This is a genomic window from Prochlorococcus marinus str. MIT 0919 (assembly GCF_027359375.1).
Classification (GTDB): domain Bacteria; phylum Cyanobacteriota; class Cyanobacteriia; order PCC-6307; family Cyanobiaceae; genus Prochlorococcus_D.
Window position 1 is genome coordinate 844,206 of the sequence record NZ_CP114779.1, and the last position, 20,071, is coordinate 864,276.

A 20,071-nucleotide genomic window follows, 5' to 3' on the forward strand; every position below is an offset into this window, starting at 1 on the left:
TCCACCTAAACCTCTTGATATAAATTCAATGATATTGGCTAATGAAGTGTGAGCTTAATGTTTTCAGAACCCTTTAGGGGAAGATTTAGTACGCATTTTAAAATTCCAAACGTTAATGCCTCCTTTTGAATTTACTGCTGCCAAAGCACAGTCATCAGGTCGCCAGGCAATTGCGGAGACAAGCTCTCCTGCGAATGCTCCACCAAGTGGGTCACCATCACCATTACTCTTGAGAAACCAAACAAGAACTGAACCATCTCTAGCTCCTGAAGCAAGAAGCATTCCCTGATTTGAAAAAGCAAGACTAGAAATCGATTCAGCATGAAGAGATAATTGTCCAGGGACAGTGCCTTCAGGGCCCTTGCCTTCAAAGCTCCAAACTGTTATGACATCACTTCCTCCAGTAGCAAGGAGTCTACCGGTTTGGTCAAAAGATAATTGACTTGGCTTGCCTGGATAACCAGTCATCTCTGAGTCTTCGTTCGTTGAGCGACGCCAGAAATGAACAGAATTATCTTGACTGCCACAGGCTACAACATCACCGTCAGGGCTAAGAGCCATAGAAACAAGTGAGCCTTTCCATTCAAACTTTTGATTAACCTCATCACGAACTACATCAAAAAAAGTTACTTGGCCATAGCATGTTGTTGCTAATTCATTCGACTTTGACCAAGCGATCGAGCTAACAGTGCTTGGGTGTTCTCTTGATTGCCAATGCTCGTGGCCATCAATCCCATATACATGCACTCTGCGAGAAAAGACTACAGCCAAGAAACGTCCATCTGATGACCATCTCAGGTGTTCGATCCAACCGTCTCCAAGCTCTATTACGTTAGTTGGCTCACCTTCCTCGCTATTCCAAATAAGAACACGTCCATCCTGTCCTGAAGTTGCAAAAGCATCTCCATCTGGGTGTATAGACAATGCGAGTAGGCCTCCTTTATGGACCTCTTTTTTCTGCCAAAGGAGGGTTCCAGATTTACCCTCAAATAAATAAAGTCCACCTGCAACATCACCTGCTAAGAGTGCTTTGCCACCTAAGATCCACCCACAAACCATGACATAGTCTTCAACTTCAGCACTCCAGCCCTCGTGAAGCATCCCCTGGGGGGGGAATCCTTCTACACCAGGCACTTGTCGAACTCCCGACACATTTCTTCTTCATCAAGATTTCGACCGATAAACACTAATTGATTATGGCGAGGTTCATTCCCCCATTCTTTATCGGGCTGAGCAGTGAAGAGCATATGAACCCCTTGAAAAACCATTCGCCTGGATTCACCCGCATAACTTATAAACCCTTTTGTCCTAAATATATCTACACCTTTTTCTGACAGGAGTCGACTCAACCAGTTATTGAGTTTTTCTGGATCGACATCACCTATTCGCTCAATAGCAATTGAGCCAACTTCATCATCATGTTCATGCTCTGCTACCCAAGTCCGCTCAGTTTCAGGTTGGACCAAAGCATCATTTTTGCCATCACTTTCAGTTTTAGCAATTAAAGTATCAATCCGGGATACTTTGATATCAAATTCCTCTGCTGTGTGCTGGGTGAACAGCCCAATATGAGTAGGGTTATCAAGTTCTAAAAAGAAAGATTTACGCCCATTAGACTGAAGCTGAAGACTGACATGTTTTTCAATTGGGACTGTGCTTCCCGGATGAAGAAGTTCTGCAGAGTTAGAATAAAGTCTTACGCAAGATTCAGCACCAGCATTAAGAGCTGCTTCGTCAATCCCCTGATCTTCCAGGACTACAAGTGACATAGTGGGATCAGGGCCTTCTTCGAGACTAAGTTCATGACGACCTTTCTCAAGAGAAAAGACACCTGTCCACTCGAATGGATATTCTGGCTCAAGGAAAGTGGGGCGACGCTTTAACACCTGATCTAGATCAAAAGCACTCAGGTTTAGAACAGTATCAATAGACACCTCCGCTTGCTTGCTACGCACAACACGCGCCATACGGTTCATATCTCGTAGTCGTGATTCAATAATATCGAGAGATTCATCAGAGACTAAGTCCGTTTTATTTAAGACCAGGACATCTGCGAATGCAACCTGCTCAGAACTTTCATCACTGCGACCGAGTTGCTGATCAATATGAGCCGCATCAACGAGAGTAACAATGCCATCAAGAGAAAATTCATTACGGATTTCATCATCCATAAAAAATGTCTGAGCAACAGGGCCAGGATCAGCAAGTCCTGTTGTCTCAACCAACACATAGTCGAATTTATCTCGTCGCTTCATGAGGTTGCCCAATACGCGAATCAGATCTCCACGAACGGTGCAACAAATGCACCCATTGGACATTTCAAAGACTTCTTCATCAGCATTAATGACCAGACCCTGATCAATACCGACTTCACCATATTCATTTTCGATTACAGCGATTCGTTTACCGTGTTCTTCACTCAGAATCCGATTAAGGAGAGTGGTTTTCCCAGAGCCTAGGAAGCCCGTCAGGATGGTGACAGGTACTTTTTGTTCGACGGTCATTTTGCTTTGGTTAAGTCTTTAGTACAATTAGAATTGGTCAAGCTCATATCGATTAAGTAATTTTTATCGATGTCCAATAGTTCGATAGCCTTTTCCTTAAAATCATCAAGCTCAGAGTAGTTGTAGGGAACCTTTAAGCGTAAAGTTAATTTTCCACCTTCTCTTGCAAGAGAGTGATTAGAAAATCCAAGTTCTTGAATATTTTTCTCAAAATCATTTGTTAGAGTTAACTTTAAGATTTTTTGCTGGTTCCATGGTGATTGATCCATGAAACTTGCTTGACCTTCCCAGTATTTTTTGTAAGTTTCTAAACCTTTAGCTTTAGACATTTTAGTTAAAGTTGAATGTGAGCTTCAACAGAAGGTTAAGATGTTTACATTAACGTTTAGTTAATGAATCCCACCTATTTTCTAGTTGATTACCTGCTTTCTTATTGCAGGAACCACCCAAAGAATCAACGATTGTACATGTGTTATGAACAGCGACAGAAATAGTATTTCCTGTAGGCATTAAACCATCAACAAAAATCTGTTGTTTTGCTATAGGGGTAGAAATTTGTCTACTTAAGTTTTTCAATAGCTTTGCAGGAGGGTTTTGCTCAGCAAAGATCACTTGTACATTTGATTCTTTTAGCTCTGTGATTACTTTAGAAATGGTCTGAGGCCTAAGGCTAGATGAATGACCAAGAAAATCTAATAAGCTAATAGTTTTCAAACCAAAAGCATCCCCGTAGTATTCCATAGCTTTATGCTTAGAAACTAGCGTCCTTTGATTAGAAGGGATTGTCGCTACTTGTCTTTGAGTCCATTGATCTAAATCTTCTAAAAGAGAATTAACAGATTGAGTTCTTTCTTTTAAAACTTTTTTAGTTTCTCTATCAAAGAATGAAATTTTCGTGTTGAGATTTTTAGAAATGACATTCCCCATCTTGATGATGTTATGAGGATCGTGCCAAATATGGGGATCTAGTCCACCATGATCATGGTGATGATGATCACCGCCTTCATCTGGAACTTGAGCTATCGGTTCAATATCATCGCCTGAAACATCTTTAAAGAAATGTTCATCGGCTTCAAACTCAAAAGGCATATGCTCAGTAAAGAATGCATATTTACCAGCTTTTTTAATTTCTACATTGAATGTTGTGCTGTCTTTTCTCTCATTAAATGTAAGAAGATAGGCTTTTTCCTGTGCAACAAGTTTGTCATTATTGCGTTTAACTTCTGAATTTTTGGACTCTAATAATTCTTCAGCAAGTTCTTCTGATGCTTCAATATCCCCAGATTTAAGAATGACCATTTTCATTGCAGGATCAGCATAGTCTCCATCGACTTTTGCAAAAGACCATTTGTATGTTCCTCGTGAAAGTTCAAAGACACCAGCCCATTCAAAGGCTTCATCTCCATGATCATCATGTTTAGCAGATGAATGATCGTCGTGATCATCGTGATCGTCGTGATCGTCGTGGTCGTCATGTTTAGCAGATGAATGATCGTCGTGGTCGTCCTGTTTAGCCGATGAGTGATCATCATGATCATCATGATCGTCGTGGTCATCATGATCGTCGTGGTCATCATGGTCGTCAATTTCTATTGCACTTACACCGACAACAACCGTTATTGGATTACTCAGCCATTTTTTCATTGCGGGAGTCATCTCTTGCCCAAGAGTAAAGACTTGACTTGCATTATTTAAAGTTTGGGCCTGCCTCGGAGAAATTTTCACATCATGTACATCTTGTTTTCTATCAATCAAACAAGTGACGGGGGATGAAGGTAACGCAATTGCTGAAACTAAATCACAAACCAATGGTTCAACAGCAACTATTGGCTTTGTTTCAGCTTGAACAACCTGATTGATTCCTGTGAAAAATACAGCCCCTGCTAAAAGAGAGTTCTTTAAAAATTTTGGGTTAATCGATGCTTTTACTTCACCAGACTTCCTCAAAAAACACAACATGATCCAGGGATTTAATATGGTAATGAAAACGATAATGGTTTTCATTCCTTATGGCAAGTATATTAGTATTTTATGTATGAGGGAATCCTCTAGTTGATGACCTGTTTAATTGCTAAAAATGTGACATATTCTTATTCAAGGGAAAGCAATCCTGTTTTAGAAGAGGTCTCAGTTTCTTTGCGACCAGGGACTTTGACGGCTCTTGTTGGTCCCAATGGTGCAGGAAAGTCCACGTTATTAAATTTACTTCAAGGATATAACAAGCCTGATAAAGGAAAAATAACTATTGATGGTAATGAGTTAGTTAACAATCGAGCCCAAGTTGCCCTAATGCCCCAAAGGGGAAAATTGAACTGGAATTTCCCCATTACTATTGAAGGATTGGTATCTTTAGGCCGTGTAAACCATTCAAAATTATCTTGTTGTGAGCTAGAGGCCGCACTTCAACGAGTTGGAATATCTCATTTAGCCAAAAGAAGGCTTGATTCATTATCTGGCGGTCAGCAACAAAGAGCATTGCTGGCCAAAACATTGATGTCACCAGCCAAAATATTGCTTCTTGATGAGCCCTGTTCTGCATTAGATCCTCCTGCAAGAGAGGACTTTTTATTAATCATTCGTCAGCTGGCTGATACGGGATTATCACTTTTTGTTAGCAGCCACGATTGGGGTTCATCTTTAAATGCTTATGACAAGGTTGTTGCTCTTGATAAAACCGTCTTAGCTAATGGCTCACCCCTGGAAGTACAGCAAAAACTTGATTCAATTAATTGCATGAGAGGAAACTACTGCTGTGGCTGATCTCCTTAAAATTTCATCAAGCATTCATCGATTTAGAGCAAATCTGGCAAAGTCCAAAATATTCAAGCGTATGAAACAAGAGCTCAAACTCGTTAGATGTTTTCTTGGGCAGATTCATTGTTTTAACTGGACAACCTTCAAGACGTGTCGTCTCTCCACAACTAACACAAGTTAAATGATGAATGTCTCGTTCAACGGGAGCATAAAGGACTTCACCTGTTGGCAGATGTCTAGAGCGAACTAAGCCCTGTTTTACAAGTACTTGCAAATTCCTATAAACCGTTGTCAGCCCCATAGAGAAATCACCTTCATGCAAAGATCTATACAATTCTTGACCACTCAATTCATCCGCACATTTGTTGAGCTCATGAAGCAATTGCTTTTGACGTTTGGTAATTTCAGGCTTGCTCCTATTCATCAGCAAGATCTTGATGTCATTGATCTCTACTGACCATAACGAATCATTTGATTCATGTCTTTAATCAATACAATTTGGTGGTTCACTCCTCTCTGTATAACAATCTTTACAGGATTACTGTGCCCTGCAATGGGTACCGTATTAATTACCCACAAAAGACTTTTACAAGTTAATTTAATTTCTCATTGTGTATTACCAGGATTAGCTTTGGCGATGGCTCTTGGTGTAGATCCTTCTATTGGTGGAGTTATCAGTGGTTTAGTGGGGGCTTTAGCTGCAGACAGTTTGGCCAATAATAAAAAGGAAAACTATGCAGCAGTGATGAATACAATTCTTGCTGGTTCAATTGGTCTTGGTGTTCTCCTTATCCCTCTACTTGGTATCAGAATTGATTTAGAAGCTGTGTTGTTTGGAGATTTGCTAACAGCAAATGCTGGAGACCTTCTAAGAACTTTCATTGCTTTTTCTACGTTTATTTTTCTAATAATTTTTAGTTACAACCAGATTGTTCATACTGGATTAGACCCTGAGGGTGCTGTTGCAAGTGGCATAAAAGTAAATTATTTAAATTTAGCCCTTGGTTTTACAACTGCGCTGGTCATAGTTAGCTCAATGTCAGCAGTAGGAGTAATCCTTGTCATTGCTTTGCTTTCTACTCCAACTTTATTGGGATTACAAAAAGCCCCATCCTTATTGATAGCCATGGCTAGATCATCAATATTTGGACTTGTAATATCAGTCCTAGGTTTTTTGTTTGCAATTATTTTTAATTTGTCACCTGGACCTCTTATCAGCGTCCTCTGTGTTGCTTCATTGGTATTTCTACCAAGTAAAAAATAGTATTAAACAATTATTCTCAACTAAATACAAAATTTCTTTTAACTGTCTAAAAAACAAATGAAGCAAGAAATCACTGTTAAACATGCCAAAAAAGCTCAACAAGATGCTGAATGGGCTTACAACAATGCAATGGAAAAGTTCTACTACTCAATGTTGGAAGTTATTTTCTTAAGAATCAAAAGTCATCTCAGTCCCCAGGGGTTAAAGAAAGTTTTAGAGATGGACGAGAAAAGAAACGACAATGAAAACTTGGGAGTTGAGTTTAGCCAGAAAACTTGGGCAGTTTTAGCAGAATCTTGGGCAGGAGCAGAAGGTCTAGCTATGACAAAAATCGCTGATCTGTATGGACTAGAGGTGGCTGATTTGGATATATCTAAAGTTGAGAGACTTAATAAAAAAACTGATACTCCAAGATGTGACCCAACTAATAGATAAGAGAAGAAAGAAGACTCTAAGGAGAACGCTGTAGAATCTCTATTGAACTATGAGTGCGAAGATGATGATGGCTCAGATTGAGAAACATACAGGTTAACGGTCATAGTCACCAAACAAATGAAATTAGACAAGAAAAAATATTAAAGGTCTCAGTTAGTAATCAAAACTGGATTGAAATAGAATAAAGAAATGAGGGTGAGAATATTAATCCATCCACACACCATCCACACATTGCAATATCGCTGAGACCCCATGGCATCACAGGAACCTAACTGCTGGCTAATGAAAAGTGTACCTCTAGTAGTGGATAGTTTATAACATCTCCGTTTTGAGGTATTCCTCTTAAGGTCAAATTAATTCGACCTCTATTATCAATTTCTTCTAATAGGGCTTAAGGAAAACATTTACTTTTGCCCCACCCAATTCTTTAGATGCAGAGAATTCAATGTCGCCGCCATTATCATCTATTACTCTCCTAACAATCATTAAACCAAGTCCCATTCCACCTGTTTTAGATTTAATTCTTTTCCTTCCATCAGGCATGAATAAAGGGTCAAACCCCGATCCAGTATCTTCTATCTCGCAAACAACATGACCCAACATCAATCCAACCTTTATTCGAATAACTCCATGCTCTCCTGCAGCTTTACTAGCATTAGAAAGTAAATTCCTTATAGCTGCCTGTAACTGGATTTGCCCAGAACTAACTTTAGGTAATTCTTTTTTGATTAAGACCGAAAGATCTTGATCAAGTCGATCAAAATCTGATCGAAGTTGAGCAGATGCCATTGCAATCGCATCTGCTAAATCAGCCGCATTAGTATCGCGGATTCCAGCCAAGGTTAGGTCTTGAATTGATCTAGTATTAACTACTACAGCATTTAATTCTGTAAGACTTTTTTCTGCCTCATTCATTATATCTTTATTAAAGGGAAAGTCTTTATTTTCAATATTTGAGTTTTTTTTATGCCATTTAACAATATTTTCAAGCCTTAATCTTAATCGAATTAATGGCTGTCCAATTTCATGGATCACTGCTCCTGCTGCATCTCCCGCTAATCGAGAGCGACTCAAAAGTTTTTCTTGCTCTAGATATTTGCCAGAGATTTGTAAAATCAATCCCAAAACACCAAGAGCAACAACAATCCAAGCAAAGGTAAATAAAAGTCTTAAGGCTTGAATGGGCTCTAACATTTGAGATGTTATATCAATGCGCTCTAATAGGATTCTTTCTATGAATGACCCCGTAAGCAGCAATGCAATCATTGCTAAAAGTGGTCTAAGCAAATAAGCTCGTCGCTCTAGCCATATGGGTCTTTTGAATGGCAATAGCAAAAAAAGCAAAGGTAATAACAGCAAGGAGCCAAGAGAGTCTCCAAGCCACCAGAAGAACGCGCCATTAAGGTAACTTCGATCAAGTAATTCGACATTAGTAATGTTCAAATTGCCTGCATTAGCAATTCGATAGAAGAAAAATGTTGCTGCTGCTGGCCAATTCCCTACAGGCCCAATAATTAAGAGAAAGGTTATTAGTCTAGAAATTCGCGTTAAAGGGTCATTTAAAAGATTCTTACGGATTAGCATCCATCGAACAAACCCTGCTTGAGCTGAAGCCGCAATAGCCACCGGGAGCATAAATGGTTGAAAAGAAAAACCTGCATTGGGATCAAAAGCTGTTCCAAGAAAATTGCCAATTGCTAAACCAGGCAGAGCTATCCAACCATGAGATATCAATAATGCATTAGCTAATCCAGATGCTGGCCATAAGGTTATAGCTGTCGATTGCCAAGCAAAAGCTTCTTTAGCCAATAATGCAAGTAAAAAATATGCTGATATTGCAACTAAATTAATAGAAATTAAATCAACAAATTTTTTCAATTTATAATTGATCAGCATTTTATGAAACCTTAGGTAGGTTCCTTGCAAGAGTTACCAAGGCAGAACCTTTAATTCCTAATTTTCGTGTAATTTGCCGCCTATGTGTCTGAGCTGTAGCAAAACTAACATCTAACCTTTTGGAAATTTGCGCCGTATCCAGCCCTTCTCCAATCAAATGAAGGAACTCTAATTGTCTTGGTGTAAGGTTGCTTAAGTCAGGGAGAGTGCTATCAAATTCTCTACAAATCTCCCATACTGCTTCCCGCAAAGGAGCCAAGCCATCTGCCTTATTAAGTAATGCATAGACATTTTTTAATAGGTCTGCAGGCACAGCGAATTGATCAGCTTGAGCTGTAAGTATTATTATTTTTGCGTTTAAATTATCTCTAGCAAACTCCTGGGCTAATTCAACACCTGATCCATCTGGAAGGCAAAGATCAAGCAAAAGCCAATCGGGTGTTTTCTGCGAAATTAAATATCGAGCTCTCTTAAGAGAAGATGCCTTCCTTACTTCTCTCTCAGAAACATTGATCTGATTAGAAACCTCTTGAGTTAAAAAATCCAAAAGGATCAGATCATCTTCAACTATCAAGACATCAAGCAATGGCAAAACAACTGTCTAAATAAAAGAATAATTGAAAACATAAAAGCATTCAAGCTAATCCTTAACGTCGCAGAGAACAGAAACTTGATTGAAATAGCATAAAGAAATAGGGGTGAGAATGTTAAGCCATCCACACACCATCCACACATCACAATATCGCTGAAATCCCATGGCATCACAGGAACCTAACTACTGGCTAATGAAGTGTGAGCTTCTCGTGGTGGAAAGGGATTAAAAGGAATCAATAAATTCATACCAGCCGAACTCAGCTTTTAATCAAATAAATTTGTTAATTCTTTAGAGGTATTGACATCATTTTCCCAGTCACTTGATCTTCTTCTTCGAATGAGAAAAAGATAACCACTATTCCTAAAATTGCTATGAAAAATGAATAAAAAATAAGTACAAATCCACTCTTTTCTTTTTGCTTTGGATTTCGAAAGAAAATATCAGAACCAGGGGGGAAGGAGTGTGTCTATTTTTACAACCGAAAGTTTTCGAGAGAGCTTCCAGTAGCGATACGCTTGCTCCTATATAATTCATGCATACCTTCTAACTGATTATGAATAGCAAGCAATTGAGAGCTAATATGATCAATATTTTCAATACCATTTAAGTCAAAAAGAATCCTTTCAATTCGATTCTTTGATTCAATTAAAATGTGGCATTCCCTAGTCCCTGATTCAATCATAATTAGTTTTAATTGATCATTTTAGACAAGTATTTACGAAGTTAAAAACTCTAAGAAAGAAGCAAATACCAGGATAATGATACCAGCCATAGCTACTCTACCGTTGATGATTTCGGCTTTCTTAAGATTGGAGTAAGTCATACCTCGGAAATCAAAAGTATTTATTGATTAAGAACATAACAATAAAAAAATAAACTCTCTGTATCTATTTATGCTTTTCTTTAAAAACATCAAGGAAAAGCAGAGTAATATGAATTTGGTATTCCTCAATACATAATTAAGATAAAAATGATCTTATTCACCCTAGATAAATTAGGATTTTAGAATATATACTGTCAAAAATATTTTTTGTTAAATTAGATACATCTATAAATCAATAGAGCTTTATCTTAATTTCAACCAAAGCTAATACTATGGGAACCAGGAATTTGAAAGAGCATTACGCAATAAGAAAAGCGATTATTAAAGAGTTTCAAAAATGTCAACCATCAGCAATTACTTGTCAAAGGAATTCTTATAAGCCTTATGCAAAAGTCAATCAATCAAACCTTAAGGAATCTCTTTAAACAATGAATGATAATCAAGACTTTCATGGAAAGAATCATGACCTTTACGAAGAGATCTTAGCTTCCGAATTCTTAGACCCATACGAAGGTCTTTTGAAACACTCAAAGAAAACTAAAAACCCAATAGACATTAAGAAGAAAAATTCACCTCATCCCTTTGATGACTTGTAAAAATAGACATGAAATGAAGCTTCTTCTTGTCAGTCAATCACAAAGCATTCCTTAGAAGCTTCTATCCACACACCATCCACACATCGCAATATCGCTGAGATCCCATGGCATCAAAGGAACCTAACTACTGGCTAATGAAGAGTGTACCTCTAGCATTTGAGATGAATTAGAAGAAATTAGAGAACTCCATTGGCAGAATATTCACACATTGTGTTCGTTCCTAAAAAGTCAGAGAAGGATTCATTCAACATTTAGGAAGGTTTGATTTCTCTTCATCCCTTTTCACAGAAGGGTTCTGATAACAACATCGTTCAATAATGGGAGAGATTCCTTCCTCTAATTCCTGTAGAAGCTCATTCTTAAACGCCTCTCTATTCTCAAGCGTTGGGGGTTCATACCCTGATTCCTGGACGTCCATTAATAAAGCTTTGATTGTTCTATGGAATAAAGGGTGGTGAAGAGAAGACATGTCAGACAACCCCTAACTTCATTGCAACTTTAACTCGTTTAACGATTGCATCATCAATATCATTGTCTGTTTGCAGTGCTAACCATTCCAAAGCTGAAATAATCCATGCTTTCATTTGTTTCTTAAAAAACCTTTTCAGAGTTAAAAACAAAAGTGGCTTGAATATAAAAAAAAGGATTCCAGACATTAAATATCGGTGGGTCGAATACCTACATCGATATTATCGACATTAAAGCATTTTTAAAACCTGAAGAATAGACACTAGTAGTTCATGAGCTTTCTATAATCATCACATGACTTATGTGGTGTTATACATTGCCTCCATAGCTTGTATTTGGTGGGCCTATCGTGTCGGCTGGCAGCAGGCTCTTAAGAAAATGCTCACTATATTAATTCCATCAGCATTGATCATTATATTCAATGTTAAAGCTGGTCGATTACTTTTCAGAAGTCCCGTAGTTGGAATTATCAGTATTCTCCCAACTGCCATTTTTATATACCGAGGGTCTCTACCTTTGGTAGCTGTAATCAATAGCTGGATTGACCGCAAAGCAAATGAATTTGTTGAATCACAAGATACAGTTGATGCAGAAGTTATCTCCAAAGAGGATGCTTGATGGAAGCAAATTACAAAGAGAGTGCTTCAATAAACCCATCAACACATCGCAAAATTGCTGAGGACCTAACTACTAGATAATGAAAAGTGTCCCATCAGTGATATCAAGAGATTTTAAGGACTAGAGTCGCTGGCAAGTGACTAGTAAAAAGTTTTCCTCCATCTAAGAGAGCATCAACAACTTGAGCAAGTTTTTCATGCGGAGTCGTCCCACTCATCTAAGTTTGCTTCGGTCCAAAAATGATGAGCCCTTTGATCATCAACATCTGCCATTAAATCAACATCATCATTTTTATTTTCAACCCTGTCTGAAATAGATCTGAGCATGTCAGCAATTTGCGATCGTAAACGTTTTATATACCAATCATTCAGCTTTAAATATAAAGTTTCTTTTTGCACAATTCAGTTACCCATTATCGTTTTGAATTGCCTCTCTAGGAATCGCCCAAATTTCATCATTAATATCTTCACCTAACCACTCCTTATATTCAAGGAATATGCAACGCCGGTCAAGAGGGTCTTTTAATGTTTCCATTCTTGAAACAGCATTCTTTACAGCCATGTGCAAGATTTCTTTTAGACGTAAATCAGGATCCATTACTCAAGGAAGATATCTTCTCCTAAACCCATAGCTAAGAATTTCAATCTTGAAATTGTATAAAATACTCTTTATGTATAGATGCTGACTTAGTAATCGCAAGTTCGTAAAAATACTCACATGTCAAGGTGGCCAGCTAAAAGCTGCACTGACTCATGCTAAAGATAATTTTAATAGGTTGAACTTCTAAATATTATGACGCGGTGATTGGTTTGCTTTTAGTTGTACTTGCTTTCCAAAGAAGATGCAAAAAAAGAGTTTGAGAGACTTGCCAAAGAAGAAACTGAAGTCCCAACCCTCATAGGAACCTTACTAAAAGGAAAGCGAAGGGTGCCTAATGCCATGCTTTCTAGCCTTAATTATCCCTCTACTACTTTTTGGAGCCGATTATCTTCTAATCATCGAAAACAAAGGAGGGCAACAAGACTTTTGAGTGGAATTGAAATTTATTCAAGATTAATTACACATTCATTAATTCTCTATCTAATGAATAACAAAGCTTCAAAACAGAATCTCCTGTTATCATAGAAATGATTTTGAAAACCTTCTTGATTAGATATGCTCAATGATATAAGGCCACATCATCATAAGTTTGTTCAAGCATCGCTTCTTCTTCAAGATATTGTAGATTTACATAAAAGGTCATTTGAAGATACTCCTAATTGCCCAGCTTGTGAAATCAACGAAAAGAAATTTAAGTTTTCTAAATATGATTTAAGATTTGAACAATGTACAAATTGTAAAACTATCTATATGAATCCTCGACCTAGTAAGGAATCTATGGATATTTACTATAGAACTTCTCGAAATTATCAGTATTGGGTTGATAATATCTTTCCTCAATCAGCAAGAGCAAGAGTTGATAAGATTTGCAAGCCTTCTATAAAAAGAATTCAAAAAGTTCTTGATCCATATCTTAACTTTCAAGAAACAGAAGCTTTAGAGATAGGACCAGGCTTTGGTCTTTTTGCAAAGCAATGTTGTGACGAAAATATTTTTAAATCATTTGAAGTTATAGAGCCTACTCCCCCATTGGCAAAACATTGCAAAGAATTAGGCTTATCTGTACATCAAATAGATATTGAATCTTTTATTTCGAATGCCAAAGCTTACAATTTTATTTGTGCATTTGAAGTTATAGAACATATTTACAATCCTTTTGATTTTCTACAAAGATGCAATCAATTACTGAAGCCACAAGGAATATTATGCATTAGCTGTCCTAATGGTATTGGGTTTGATACAAAAATGCTTGGTTCTTTTTCACCTAGCGTAGACAATGAACATGTAAATTTGTTTTCTCCTGCAGGAATCGAAATAATATTAAAGAGATCAGGTTTTAAGGTTATTAATTTACAGACTCCAGGGAAGATGGACGTAGAGATTGTATTAGATCAAATTAATGAAAGCCCAGACACCTTTAAATGTGAGAAAGATTTGAGAACTTTACTCGGATTACAGAATAATTCAATAAATCAATTGCAAGAAAAGATCTCATCAGAGAATAATTCAGGCCATATGTGGGTTTTCGCTCAGAAATATAAGACTAGCTAAATTAATCCTAATATCTCTTTAATATATTCTCTGTATTATCTTCAATCAATTTTATATAAAAAAAACAGTCAAGATTTATTCAGCAAAAGTTGTCGCCATTAATAATTATTCTGCTAGAGAAGATACAACTCTTCGTGGCAATCAACTCCAGTCATTAACAGACCATATGCCATCCCTGCAATGCAAAATAACAACAGCAATAACAAAACAACTACTATATGTGATGGCAAGTAAAAGTGTCTAATGCCGTATTTTCTAGCCTTACTTATCCCTCTACTACTTTCAGGAGTCATCTACCTTCTAATCATCGGAAACAAAGGTCTTCATTTATGGATGGAAAGGCTTGCTAACAATAGCGGTACTATTTGGACTTATGGAGTAATCACAATCACGTTTTTGTCTATCCTTAAATATCTAAGGAATAACGAAGAATCCAAACTGAAGTTTCATTCCAACTTCATTCCAACTACTCATTTTTACTGAGCTCCCACGGCACAACAGTAGCCTAGTTACTGGCCAATGAAAGCATCAACTTTAGCCCTGGTCTATGTTCTCAGCGAACCAAAAAGATTTACGCAAAGTTTACTCAAGCTCTTATTAATTCAACTAAGAGGAATATGTACTGATCTGATGCTGACAATGAAGATCACCCTTAAGATGAAATTGGTTGAAGAAGTAATCATGGGACATTTTTTCTTTATTGTCTTTCTTGCTGGGATCACCTTCCCAGCTTTGGCTCACGATCTTGAAGGGAAGTCTAAAAAGATTGATTTTTCTGAAATGAAGAAATCAAGACTTGAGAAATTAGACAAAATGAGAACTTGTATTTCCAAAGCAGAAGACTTTAAACAACTTCGCGCCTGTAAGCCAAAGAAAAAATGAGGGTAAGAATATTAATCCATTTACACATCGCAATATCGCTGTGAGCCCATGGCAGAACAGGGACCTAACTACTGGTTAATGAAAAGTTCCTTTTGAGCAATATCAAGCGATCTCAGAGAATCAGAAATTTCTATTCAAACTTTATTCAAACTTGCAAATCAATACGCTTCGACTAACCAAAGAAAAGTAGATAACATGTCACTAACTCACCAAAAATCTATGCTCAAAAATATTTTCATCACTATAGCCTGTGCCTTAATGCTTTGTGTGCCAAATATTGCCCTCGCAGCTGAATCTCCTGTTGACGTTCAGGAAGTTTTTACAAGCACCAAAACAATTGAAGGTGATGCATTCACCTATCCAAAAGGCAACGCTGAGATGCGCCTTTATAGAGTTGAAGTTCAAGTAGGCGCAGAGATTCCTCTTCACTCCCACCCAGCTCCATTAACTGGCCACATCGAAACAGGACAATTAACACTGAAAAAGGAGAGAGGTAAGAGTCAAACTTTTCGTGAAGGCGACTCTTTTGTCTTAGGAGTGAACACACCTCCTCACACAATGGGTAACACCGGGAACAAATCAGCAGTGATGTGGGTAAGTGTTGCTTCTGCTGAAGGCGTACCCACTTTGATACCGGTCGAATAAGACTTCATTGAACACTTGACAGGTGATCTAATCAAAAGGGACTTACTTGTATGAGTCCTTTTATTTCTCCTGCTCCAACAAGTCTTCATTCAAGCCCTTGTTAGTTCCATATAGAAACGACTAGAACCCTAAGATCAAGGGGTTAGAAGGAATCCCTAAATCCTGTTCAAACTCTGTTCACACTTTTCAAGCAAGACAAGAAATGCGTACAAAAATGTCCCCTAGAAGAGCTTTACTGACTGCGGCAACAATGTCCGTCGTACCAACTCTTCTCTTTGCTACTTGCTCTGAAAAGTTTTCAGCTTTCGGAGTCCTAATTGCCTCCGCACTCATTAATTGGCCAGTCATCCGATGGCTTGATGATCGTCAGTGGTATAGAGAATGGATCAAAGAGGAATCTAAATAGTCAAATCATTCCAATCACCCCTCAAGAACTACTGCCATGACTGAAATTAACTACTGGCTAATGAACAAGTGCATTTGAGTGAGGGAAAGCGATTACAAGGAATTTGCAAAATCCGTTCGCACTCTGTTTACGCTTTTGAGGCTCTAAATTAATGGATGCAAATCCTTGAAAGCAGAAGTCATAACATCTCCTTTTCATCTCTCTCTAAGGCTTAAAATCTTACAAAACTGAATCCACAAAATTTAAATCAATCAGTTCGACTTAGGATCATATTTATAAGTTGAAAGTTGGGTCATGACTCAATTTCAAAAGCAGAAGAATAAAGGGTTTACTGGGGTTGAGGTGGCTGTTGTGATGGCGATAGTTTCTATCGCGACTGGAGTGAGTTACCCCGTCTACAGGAATGTACAAACTCGAGCAGTGAAAGAATCTGCTCAAAAGGCTTTCTTAAGCATGAAGTCTCAGTGTGAAGCAAGTTATGCCCTGGGTTATGTAGAAGGAGTCCCAAACGTCAAAGTCAAGAACTTCAGGATTCAAAGTACATCCAATACCTGTGAAACAATTCAAGCGATCCCCAATGATCCCAAACGTTGGCCGACTTATACCTATGACTTACGTGCAGAGACATTGAAATGTGAGTTTGCAGGATACGCAACAACTCCATTCCCTGAATGCAAAAAGATTGACCCAGAAGCTGAACGAGCTGCTGAAGAAGCTAAACGTGCTGCTGAAGAGAGGGCCGCTTTAGTGGCTCAGATTCAAGCTGAAGAAGAAGCCAAAGCAAAGGCTGAGGCAAAAGCTAAAGCTGAAGCAGAAGCAGAAGCAAAAGCAAAAGCTAAAGCAAAAGCTAAAGCAGAAGCGGAAGCACTTGCTAAAGCAGAGGCAAAAGCTAAAGCAGAGGCAAAAGCTAAAGCAGAAGCGGAAGAAAAAGCCGAAGCCGAAGCACTTGCTAAAGCAGAGGCAAAAGCTAAAGCAGAAGCGGAAGAAAAAGCCGAAGCCGAAGCTGAAGCGAAAGCACTTGCACTCGCCGAAGCTGAAGCGAAAGCACTTGCACTCGCCGAAGCTGAAGCGAAAGCACTCGCCGAAGCTGAAGCGAAAGCACTTGCACTCGCCGAAGCTGAAGCGAAAGCACTCGCCGAAGCTGAAGCGAAAGCACTTGCACTCGCCGAAGCTGAAGCGAAAGCATTAGCTAATGAAAAAGCAGAAACTAAACCACTAGCTCAAACACTTCTTGAAGGAATAAAAATTCTCGGTCAAACACTTGTTGAAGGAATTCAAACAATAGGCCAAACAATTAATGCAAGAGTTGAAACGCTAGGCCAAACACTTGTTGCAGGCATTGACGCACTAGGCAAAACACTTGTTGCAGGCATTGACGTACTACGACAAGAGCCTCTTGAAGAAATTAAACCCGAAGCAGTAGCAGAAGCAAAAGCTGAAGCGGTAGCTAAAGCAAAAGCAGAAGCTGAAGCTGAAGCGGTAGCTAAAGCAAAAGCTGAAGCGGTAGCTAAAGCAAAAGCAGAAGCTGAAGCGGTAGCTAAAGCAAAAGCAGAAGCTGAAGCGGTAGCTAAAGCAAAAGCAAAAGCTGAAGCGGTAGCTAAAGCAAAAGCAGAAGCTGAAGCGGTAGCTAAAGCAAAAGCAAAAGCTGAAGCGGTAGCTAAAGCAAAAACAAAAGCTGAAGCGGTAGCTAAAGCAGAAGCAGAAGCGTTAGCCAAAGCGAAAGCCGAAGCAGAACAATTGACTAAAATTAAAAAAGAAGCAATTGCCCAAGCTAAAGAAGAAGTTAAAAATTGCGTTGGTCTCGACAGATGGCCTACTAGCTCAAAGGAAATCTCCCCATGTGAATTAAAGCGCGCTGAAGTTTATGCGAAAAAAGTAGCAGCCGCTATGGGCGTCCCTCTTGATCAACAATTAAGAAATAGCTTATTATCCCCACTTGAAAGATACGCTATTGAAGAGAGAAATGCCGCAAAAGCTGATGATGTATGGGTTTTTGGCTTGGGTTGGGTATCCCCAAGTGAATTAGACAAAGCTAAAGCTGAAGAAGAAAGTGCCAGATAAGGTGCAAAGAAAACTTGCTCTCAATTAGGAAAAGAAAGTCACTCCATTAAGGGGCGATGTGTGGATAGGGTTTGAATATTGTGTGGATAGAAAAAATACAAAAAACTCAGATCTGTTTGCTTCACTAGCTTTCCTAATAAAAGAGTCTTATAAGGAATCAATAAATCCTGTTCAAACTCTGTTCAAACTATTTTCGGAACTTTATGATTTTTAGCTATAGGGTTTCCAAAGATGATTGGCAGTATCTCTTACCTTTCTTAGCTTGCTCAATTTGTTTTGTAGCAACAGATCTCTTTGGAATTATCGAGAAGACAAAATTTGCCTATTGGTCTGGAGGTTTACTAGTTGAGCCATACAGAATCATTACGACGCACTTCATTCACGGAGATGCAAAACATTTACTAGCAAATACTTTTGGGATTGTTGTTGCCAGATATTGTCTAAAAGGCTTAAGACTAAAAGGGAACTCCTTCTTCCTTTTAATTGTCGGCTTATTAATACCTCTCCAAACACTAATCTTTTGGTTCCTTGATATTTTCTTTTTTAGAAACCCGATGTCTTTAGCTATTGGATTCAGTGGAATCTTATACGGAGTTAACGCATTTATTCTCCTCGCCTCAATTTATGAGAAACAACGTTTTATCGGGTTGAAGATTGATCTCAAAAAAAATCAACAGATACGCCAAACAATGATCGTTCTAACAGGTATAGGCATTGCTTGGTCTCTTCTACCTGGCATCAGTCTGCTTGGACATTTAGCAGGCTTTATCGCAGGAGTCCTTTTGTTCCTGCTTTAGGAGAAGCTGCATTTGAAGGAATGGATTATTTCTATATACGTTAGAGAATTTCAGGATGTGCGACAGATAGAACAAACCAGCTAGCACCACACAGTGCAATCATTCGGGCCCAACTCCATGGGTTGGTGCTCCTACTAAATCCAATAAGAGGGAAGCCAAAAGTTCCGGCAAGCCCACCGCATAAAACGGCAAGGAGGATGAGCCCCCAATTCATAGAACTAGCAATAGCTTTATCTCTCCATTCTTGAACTTCTTCGTCACAACAAAATGTATACCCCGACTTTTTTAGGTTCTCTACTTGTAAGCCGTAAAACCAACCTCCAACAACTGGCCCTAAAGATTGAGCAACTATTTGCCAGACAAATGTCGCTAGAAGTAGTCCTAAAAAGAAATAACCGGAATTCATTTTGGTGATCTTGAGTGACAATTCCTACTTGTTCTTGGTTTGAAAATTGATTCCAAATCCTTATTTTTGTTCTGCATCCCAGTTCAACAAAAATTTGAGAGGATTAGATAGTGAATGTGGAATCACCCTAAAGGGTCAGAACAAGGAGAGGGTGTCATGGGGAATGACCCCACAATCCACTCTCAAAACAATGGACTTCAAGCCGCACCAGCTTTCAGCATCAAACCTTTCAAGCCTTTTCAATGCTGCCTACATCGATGCAGAGGCCCTAGAAGACTGCGATGTCTGCGTGGTCAAAGGGGAAATTACCCAGTTCATTTGCGTCGCAGAAGAACAAAACATGATTCATTTCCTCAATAAAACAAAAGCTCCAAAAGATCTCAAAGAAGAAGAAGTCAACAAATTAATCAATGCCATCAATGCTCAACTTACTCTTATAAAAGCATCTTTAAGGAAGGATGATCATGGCGATTTGATCATTGACTTTGAATATGACTATTTCATTCCTAAGCAAGACACCATAAGTGCCAAAACTCTGATTCAATTAAGCCGAGTGTTTGAGAATTGGGTTCAAAGTTCTGGCTCAATTTATAATCAATTTCATCCGGTACAGGCTCAGAAATAAGACTTAGTCGGGGATCCTGATTCCAAATGGATGAAAGTTATACAAGACTCGAATGAGAAAAACAGGGCGCCTGATTGTGGCGATCCAACCCCCGACCTCCTCACACAAAAGCCTCGCATCATGCGGGGCTTCCCTTCAATCAGTA

The 20,071-nt window shown here is 38.5% G+C and carries 27 protein-coding genes; 13 read left to right on the forward strand and 14 right to left on the reverse strand.

What is annotated here, in order from left to right; all coding sequences use genetic code 11:
• Positions 1–63 precede the first annotated feature (63 nt).
• From O5635_RS04790 to O5635_RS04805, 4 genes are read right to left on the reverse strand one after another with little or no spacing between them, the layout of a single operon-like run.
• Positions 64–1,134, reverse strand: a complete 1,071-nt coding sequence (locus O5635_RS04790) for a WD40 repeat domain-containing protein (protein ID WP_036900368.1) — start codon at positions 1,132–1,134, stop codon at positions 64–66.
• Entirely contained in the window at positions 1,122–2,504 is a 1,383-nt protein-coding gene (locus O5635_RS04795; protein WP_036900374.1) for a CobW family GTP-binding protein, read from the reverse strand. Before O5635_RS04795 ends, O5635_RS04790 begins: the two co-directional genes overlap by 13 nt.
• Positions 2,501–2,833 (reverse strand): hypothetical protein, encoded by a 333-nt coding sequence (locus O5635_RS04800; protein ID WP_036900376.1) that lies wholly within the window; start codon positions 2,831–2,833, stop codon positions 2,501–2,503. Before O5635_RS04800 ends, O5635_RS04795 begins: the two co-directional genes overlap by 4 nt.
• Positions 2,834–2,882: 49 nt before the next feature.
• Positions 2,883–4,463 (reverse strand): metal ABC transporter solute-binding protein, Zn/Mn family, encoded by a 1,581-nt coding sequence (locus tag O5635_RS04805; protein WP_036900377.1) that lies wholly within the window; start codon positions 4,461–4,463, stop codon positions 2,883–2,885.
• A 96-nt stretch (positions 4,464–4,559) separates the two neighbouring features.
• On the opposite strand from O5635_RS04805, the gene O5635_RS04810 reads away from it, so the two are divergent.
• Positions 4,560–5,264, forward strand: coding sequence for an ABC transporter ATP-binding protein (locus tag O5635_RS04810; RefSeq protein WP_036900380.1), 705 nt, complete (start codon positions 4,560–4,562; stop codon positions 5,262–5,264).
• Positions 5,265–5,280: 16 nt separating this feature from the next.
• Here O5635_RS04810 and O5635_RS04815 read toward each other — a convergent pair whose 3' ends face one another.
• Complete coding sequence (locus O5635_RS04815; RefSeq protein ID WP_052042619.1) at positions 5,281–5,682, reverse strand: Fur family transcriptional regulator; 402 nt, start codon at positions 5,680–5,682, stop codon at positions 5,281–5,283.
• A 54-nt stretch (positions 5,683–5,736) separates the two neighbouring features.
• Between O5635_RS04815 and O5635_RS04820 the strand changes: the two genes are divergently transcribed.
• Positions 5,737–6,522 carry a metal ABC transporter permease gene (locus O5635_RS04820; protein WP_036900384.1) on the forward strand — a complete coding sequence of 262 codons (786 nt, stop codon included), beginning with the start codon at positions 5,737–5,739 and terminating at the stop codon, positions 6,520–6,522.
• 57 nt (positions 6,523–6,579) lie between these two features.
• Positions 6,580–6,957: a hypothetical protein gene (locus tag O5635_RS04825; protein ID WP_036900387.1), complete on the forward strand. Its 378-nt coding sequence runs from the start codon at positions 6,580–6,582 to the stop codon at positions 6,955–6,957.
• A 381-nt stretch (positions 6,958–7,338) separates the two neighbouring features.
• Here the strand turns inward: O5635_RS04825 and O5635_RS04830 are convergent, their stop codons facing one another.
• The 4 genes from O5635_RS04830 to O5635_RS09410 all read right to left on the reverse strand — a co-directional run bounded on the left by O5635_RS04830 (position 7,339) and on the right by O5635_RS09410 (position 10,271).
• On the reverse strand, positions 7,339–8,853 hold the full coding sequence (locus O5635_RS04830; protein ID WP_036900390.1) for a sensor histidine kinase: 1,515 nt from the start codon (positions 8,851–8,853) through the stop codon (positions 7,339–7,341).
• Between the two features lies 1 nt (position 8,854).
• Positions 8,855–9,445: a response regulator transcription factor gene (locus O5635_RS04835; RefSeq protein ID WP_241462913.1), complete on the reverse strand. Its 591-nt coding sequence runs from the start codon at positions 9,443–9,445 to the stop codon at positions 8,855–8,857.
• A gap of 475 nt (positions 9,446–9,920) precedes the next feature.
• Positions 9,921–10,130 carry a hypothetical protein gene (locus O5635_RS04840; RefSeq protein ID WP_036900392.1) on the reverse strand — a complete coding sequence of 70 codons (210 nt, stop codon included), beginning with the start codon at positions 10,128–10,130 and terminating at the stop codon, positions 9,921–9,923.
• Between the two features lie 33 nt (positions 10,131–10,163).
• The gene (locus tag O5635_RS09410) at positions 10,164–10,271 is read right to left on the reverse strand and encodes a chlorophyll a/b-binding protein (protein WP_152557248.1); all 108 of its coding nucleotides are present in this window, start codon (positions 10,269–10,271) and stop codon (positions 10,164–10,166) included.
• 428 nt (positions 10,272–10,699) lie between these two features.
• Here O5635_RS09410 and O5635_RS04845 point away from each other — a divergent pair, with 428 nt between their 5' ends.
• The gene (locus tag O5635_RS04845) at positions 10,700–10,867 is read left to right on the forward strand and encodes a hypothetical protein (RefSeq protein WP_193741984.1); all 168 of its coding nucleotides are present in this window, start codon (positions 10,700–10,702) and stop codon (positions 10,865–10,867) included.
• A gap of 244 nt (positions 10,868–11,111) precedes the next feature.
• Here O5635_RS04845 and O5635_RS04850 read toward each other — a convergent pair whose 3' ends face one another.
• Complete coding sequence (locus O5635_RS04850; RefSeq protein WP_036900396.1) at positions 11,112–11,336, reverse strand: hypothetical protein; 225 nt, start codon at positions 11,334–11,336, stop codon at positions 11,112–11,114.
• A 293-nt stretch (positions 11,337–11,629) separates the two neighbouring features.
• Here O5635_RS04850 and O5635_RS04855 point away from each other — a divergent pair, with 293 nt between their 5' ends.
• Entirely contained in the window at positions 11,630–11,953 is a 324-nt protein-coding gene (locus O5635_RS04855) for a hypothetical protein (protein ID WP_036900404.1), read from the forward strand.
• 194 nt (positions 11,954–12,147) lie between these two features.
• On the opposite strand, the gene O5635_RS04860 is transcribed toward O5635_RS04855, so the two are convergent.
• The gene (locus tag O5635_RS04860; RefSeq protein ID WP_036900407.1) at positions 12,148–12,351 is read right to left on the reverse strand and encodes a hypothetical protein; all 204 of its coding nucleotides are present in this window, start codon (positions 12,349–12,351) and stop codon (positions 12,148–12,150) included.
• 7 nt (positions 12,352–12,358) lie between these two features.
• Positions 12,359–12,550, reverse strand: a complete 192-nt coding sequence (locus tag O5635_RS04865) for a hypothetical protein (protein WP_036900410.1) — start codon at positions 12,548–12,550, stop codon at positions 12,359–12,361.
• 228 nt (positions 12,551–12,778) lie between these two features.
• Here O5635_RS04865 and O5635_RS04870 point away from each other — a divergent pair, with 228 nt between their 5' ends.
• Both O5635_RS04870 and O5635_RS04875 read left to right on the forward strand, forming a co-directional pair.
• Positions 12,779–13,078, forward strand: a complete 300-nt coding sequence (locus O5635_RS04870; protein WP_193741985.1) for a hypothetical protein — start codon at positions 12,779–12,781, stop codon at positions 13,076–13,078.
• Between the two features lie 30 nt (positions 13,079–13,108).
• Complete coding sequence (locus O5635_RS04875) at positions 13,109–14,104, forward strand: class I SAM-dependent methyltransferase (protein WP_036900422.1); 996 nt, start codon at positions 13,109–13,111, stop codon at positions 14,102–14,104.
• A 113-nt stretch (positions 14,105–14,217) separates the two neighbouring features.
• Here O5635_RS04875 and O5635_RS04880 read toward each other — a convergent pair whose 3' ends face one another.
• Positions 14,218–14,397, reverse strand: coding sequence for a hypothetical protein (locus tag O5635_RS04880; protein ID WP_193741986.1), 180 nt, complete (start codon positions 14,395–14,397; stop codon positions 14,218–14,220).
• A 370-nt stretch (positions 14,398–14,767) separates the two neighbouring features.
• Here O5635_RS04880 and O5635_RS04885 point away from each other — a divergent pair, with 370 nt between their 5' ends.
• The 5 genes from O5635_RS04885 to O5635_RS04905 all read left to right on the forward strand — a co-directional run bounded on the left by O5635_RS04885 (position 14,768) and on the right by O5635_RS04905 (position 18,895).
• Positions 14,768–14,986 carry a hypothetical protein gene (locus tag O5635_RS04885; protein ID WP_269607096.1) on the forward strand — a complete coding sequence of 73 codons (219 nt, stop codon included), beginning with the start codon at positions 14,768–14,770 and terminating at the stop codon, positions 14,984–14,986.
• Between the two features lie 195 nt (positions 14,987–15,181).
• On the forward strand, positions 15,182–15,631 hold the full coding sequence (locus O5635_RS04890; RefSeq protein ID WP_332299658.1) for a cupin domain-containing protein: 450 nt from the start codon (positions 15,182–15,184) through the stop codon (positions 15,629–15,631).
• A gap of 214 nt (positions 15,632–15,845) precedes the next feature.
• Positions 15,846–16,037: a hypothetical protein gene (locus O5635_RS04895; RefSeq protein WP_241462914.1), complete on the forward strand. Its 192-nt coding sequence runs from the start codon at positions 15,846–15,848 to the stop codon at positions 16,035–16,037.
• 294 nt (positions 16,038–16,331) lie between these two features.
• Positions 16,332–18,098, forward strand: coding sequence for a type IV pilin protein (locus tag O5635_RS04900; RefSeq protein WP_269607099.1), 1,767 nt, complete (start codon positions 16,332–16,334; stop codon positions 18,096–18,098).
• Positions 18,099–18,301: 203 nt separating this feature from the next.
• Entirely contained in the window at positions 18,302–18,895 is a 594-nt protein-coding gene (locus O5635_RS04905; RefSeq protein ID WP_036900279.1) for a rhomboid family intramembrane serine protease, read from the forward strand.
• Between the two features lie 40 nt (positions 18,896–18,935).
• Here O5635_RS04905 and O5635_RS04910 read toward each other — a convergent pair whose 3' ends face one another.
• On the reverse strand, positions 18,936–19,322 hold the full coding sequence (locus O5635_RS04910) for a hypothetical protein (RefSeq protein WP_269607102.1): 387 nt from the start codon (positions 19,320–19,322) through the stop codon (positions 18,936–18,938).
• 142 nt (positions 19,323–19,464) lie between these two features.
• On the opposite strand from O5635_RS04910, the gene O5635_RS04915 reads away from it, so the two are divergent.
• A complete protein-coding gene (locus O5635_RS04915) occupies positions 19,465–19,926 on the forward strand; it encodes a YbjN domain-containing protein (protein ID WP_193741980.1) in 462 nt (153 codons plus the stop codon).
• Positions 19,927–20,071 lie beyond the last annotated feature (145 nt).

Excerpts from the sequence above, each read along its gene's own strand:
- O5635_RS04875 (WP_036900422.1), top strand. The coding sequence starts at position 13,109 with ATGCTCAATGATATAAGGCCACATCATCATAAGTTTGTTCAAGCATCG.
- O5635_RS04880 (WP_193741986.1), bottom strand. The coding sequence starts at position 14,397 with ATGACTCCTGAAAGTAGTAGAGGGATAAGTAAGGCTAGAAAATACGGC.
- O5635_RS04825 (WP_036900387.1), top strand. The coding sequence starts at position 6,580 with ATGAAGCAAGAAATCACTGTTAAACATGCCAAAAAAGCTCAACAAGAT.
- O5635_RS04855 (WP_036900404.1), top strand. The coding sequence starts at position 11,630 with ATGACTTATGTGGTGTTATACATTGCCTCCATAGCTTGTATTTGGTGG.
- O5635_RS04795 (WP_036900374.1), bottom strand. The coding sequence starts at position 2,504 with ATGACCGTCGAACAAAAAGTACCTGTCACCATCCTGACGGGCTTCCTA.
- O5635_RS04840 (WP_036900392.1), bottom strand. The coding sequence starts at position 10,130 with ATGATTGAATCAGGGACTAGGGAATGCCACATTTTAATTGAATCAAAG.
- O5635_RS04805 (WP_036900377.1), bottom strand. The coding sequence starts at position 4,463 with ATGTTGTGTTTTTTGAGGAAGTCTGGTGAAGTAAAAGCATCGATTAAC.
- O5635_RS04865 (WP_036900410.1), bottom strand. The coding sequence starts at position 12,550 with ATGGATCCTGATTTACGTCTAAAAGAAATCTTGCACATGGCTGTAAAG.
- O5635_RS04915 (WP_193741980.1), top strand. The coding sequence starts at position 19,465 with ATGACCCCACAATCCACTCTCAAAACAATGGACTTCAAGCCGCACCAG.
- O5635_RS04810 (WP_036900380.1), top strand. The coding sequence starts at position 4,560 with ATGACCTGTTTAATTGCTAAAAATGTGACATATTCTTATTCAAGGGAA.
- O5635_RS04895 (WP_241462914.1), top strand. The coding sequence starts at position 15,846 with ATGTCCCCTAGAAGAGCTTTACTGACTGCGGCAACAATGTCCGTCGTA.
- O5635_RS04845 (WP_193741984.1), top strand. The coding sequence starts at position 10,700 with ATGAATGATAATCAAGACTTTCATGGAAAGAATCATGACCTTTACGAA.
- O5635_RS09410 (WP_152557248.1), bottom strand. The coding sequence starts at position 10,271 with ATGACTTACTCCAATCTTAAGAAAGCCGAAATCATCAACGGTAGAGTA.
- O5635_RS04900 (WP_269607099.1), top strand. The coding sequence starts at position 16,332 with ATGACTCAATTTCAAAAGCAGAAGAATAAAGGGTTTACTGGGGTTGAG.
- O5635_RS04830 (WP_036900390.1), bottom strand. The coding sequence starts at position 8,853 with ATGCTGATCAATTATAAATTGAAAAAATTTGTTGATTTAATTTCTATT.
- O5635_RS04850 (WP_036900396.1), bottom strand. The coding sequence starts at position 11,336 with ATGTCTTCTCTTCACCACCCTTTATTCCATAGAACAATCAAAGCTTTA.
- O5635_RS04815 (WP_052042619.1), bottom strand. The coding sequence starts at position 5,682 with ATGAATAGGAGCAAGCCTGAAATTACCAAACGTCAAAAGCAATTGCTT.
- O5635_RS04905 (WP_036900279.1), top strand. The coding sequence starts at position 18,302 with ATGATTTTTAGCTATAGGGTTTCCAAAGATGATTGGCAGTATCTCTTA.
- O5635_RS04820 (WP_036900384.1), top strand. The coding sequence starts at position 5,737 with ATGTCTTTAATCAATACAATTTGGTGGTTCACTCCTCTCTGTATAACA.
- O5635_RS04800 (WP_036900376.1), bottom strand. The coding sequence starts at position 2,833 with ATGTCTAAAGCTAAAGGTTTAGAAACTTACAAAAAATACTGGGAAGGT.
- O5635_RS04890 (WP_332299658.1), top strand. The coding sequence starts at position 15,182 with ATGTCACTAACTCACCAAAAATCTATGCTCAAAAATATTTTCATCACT.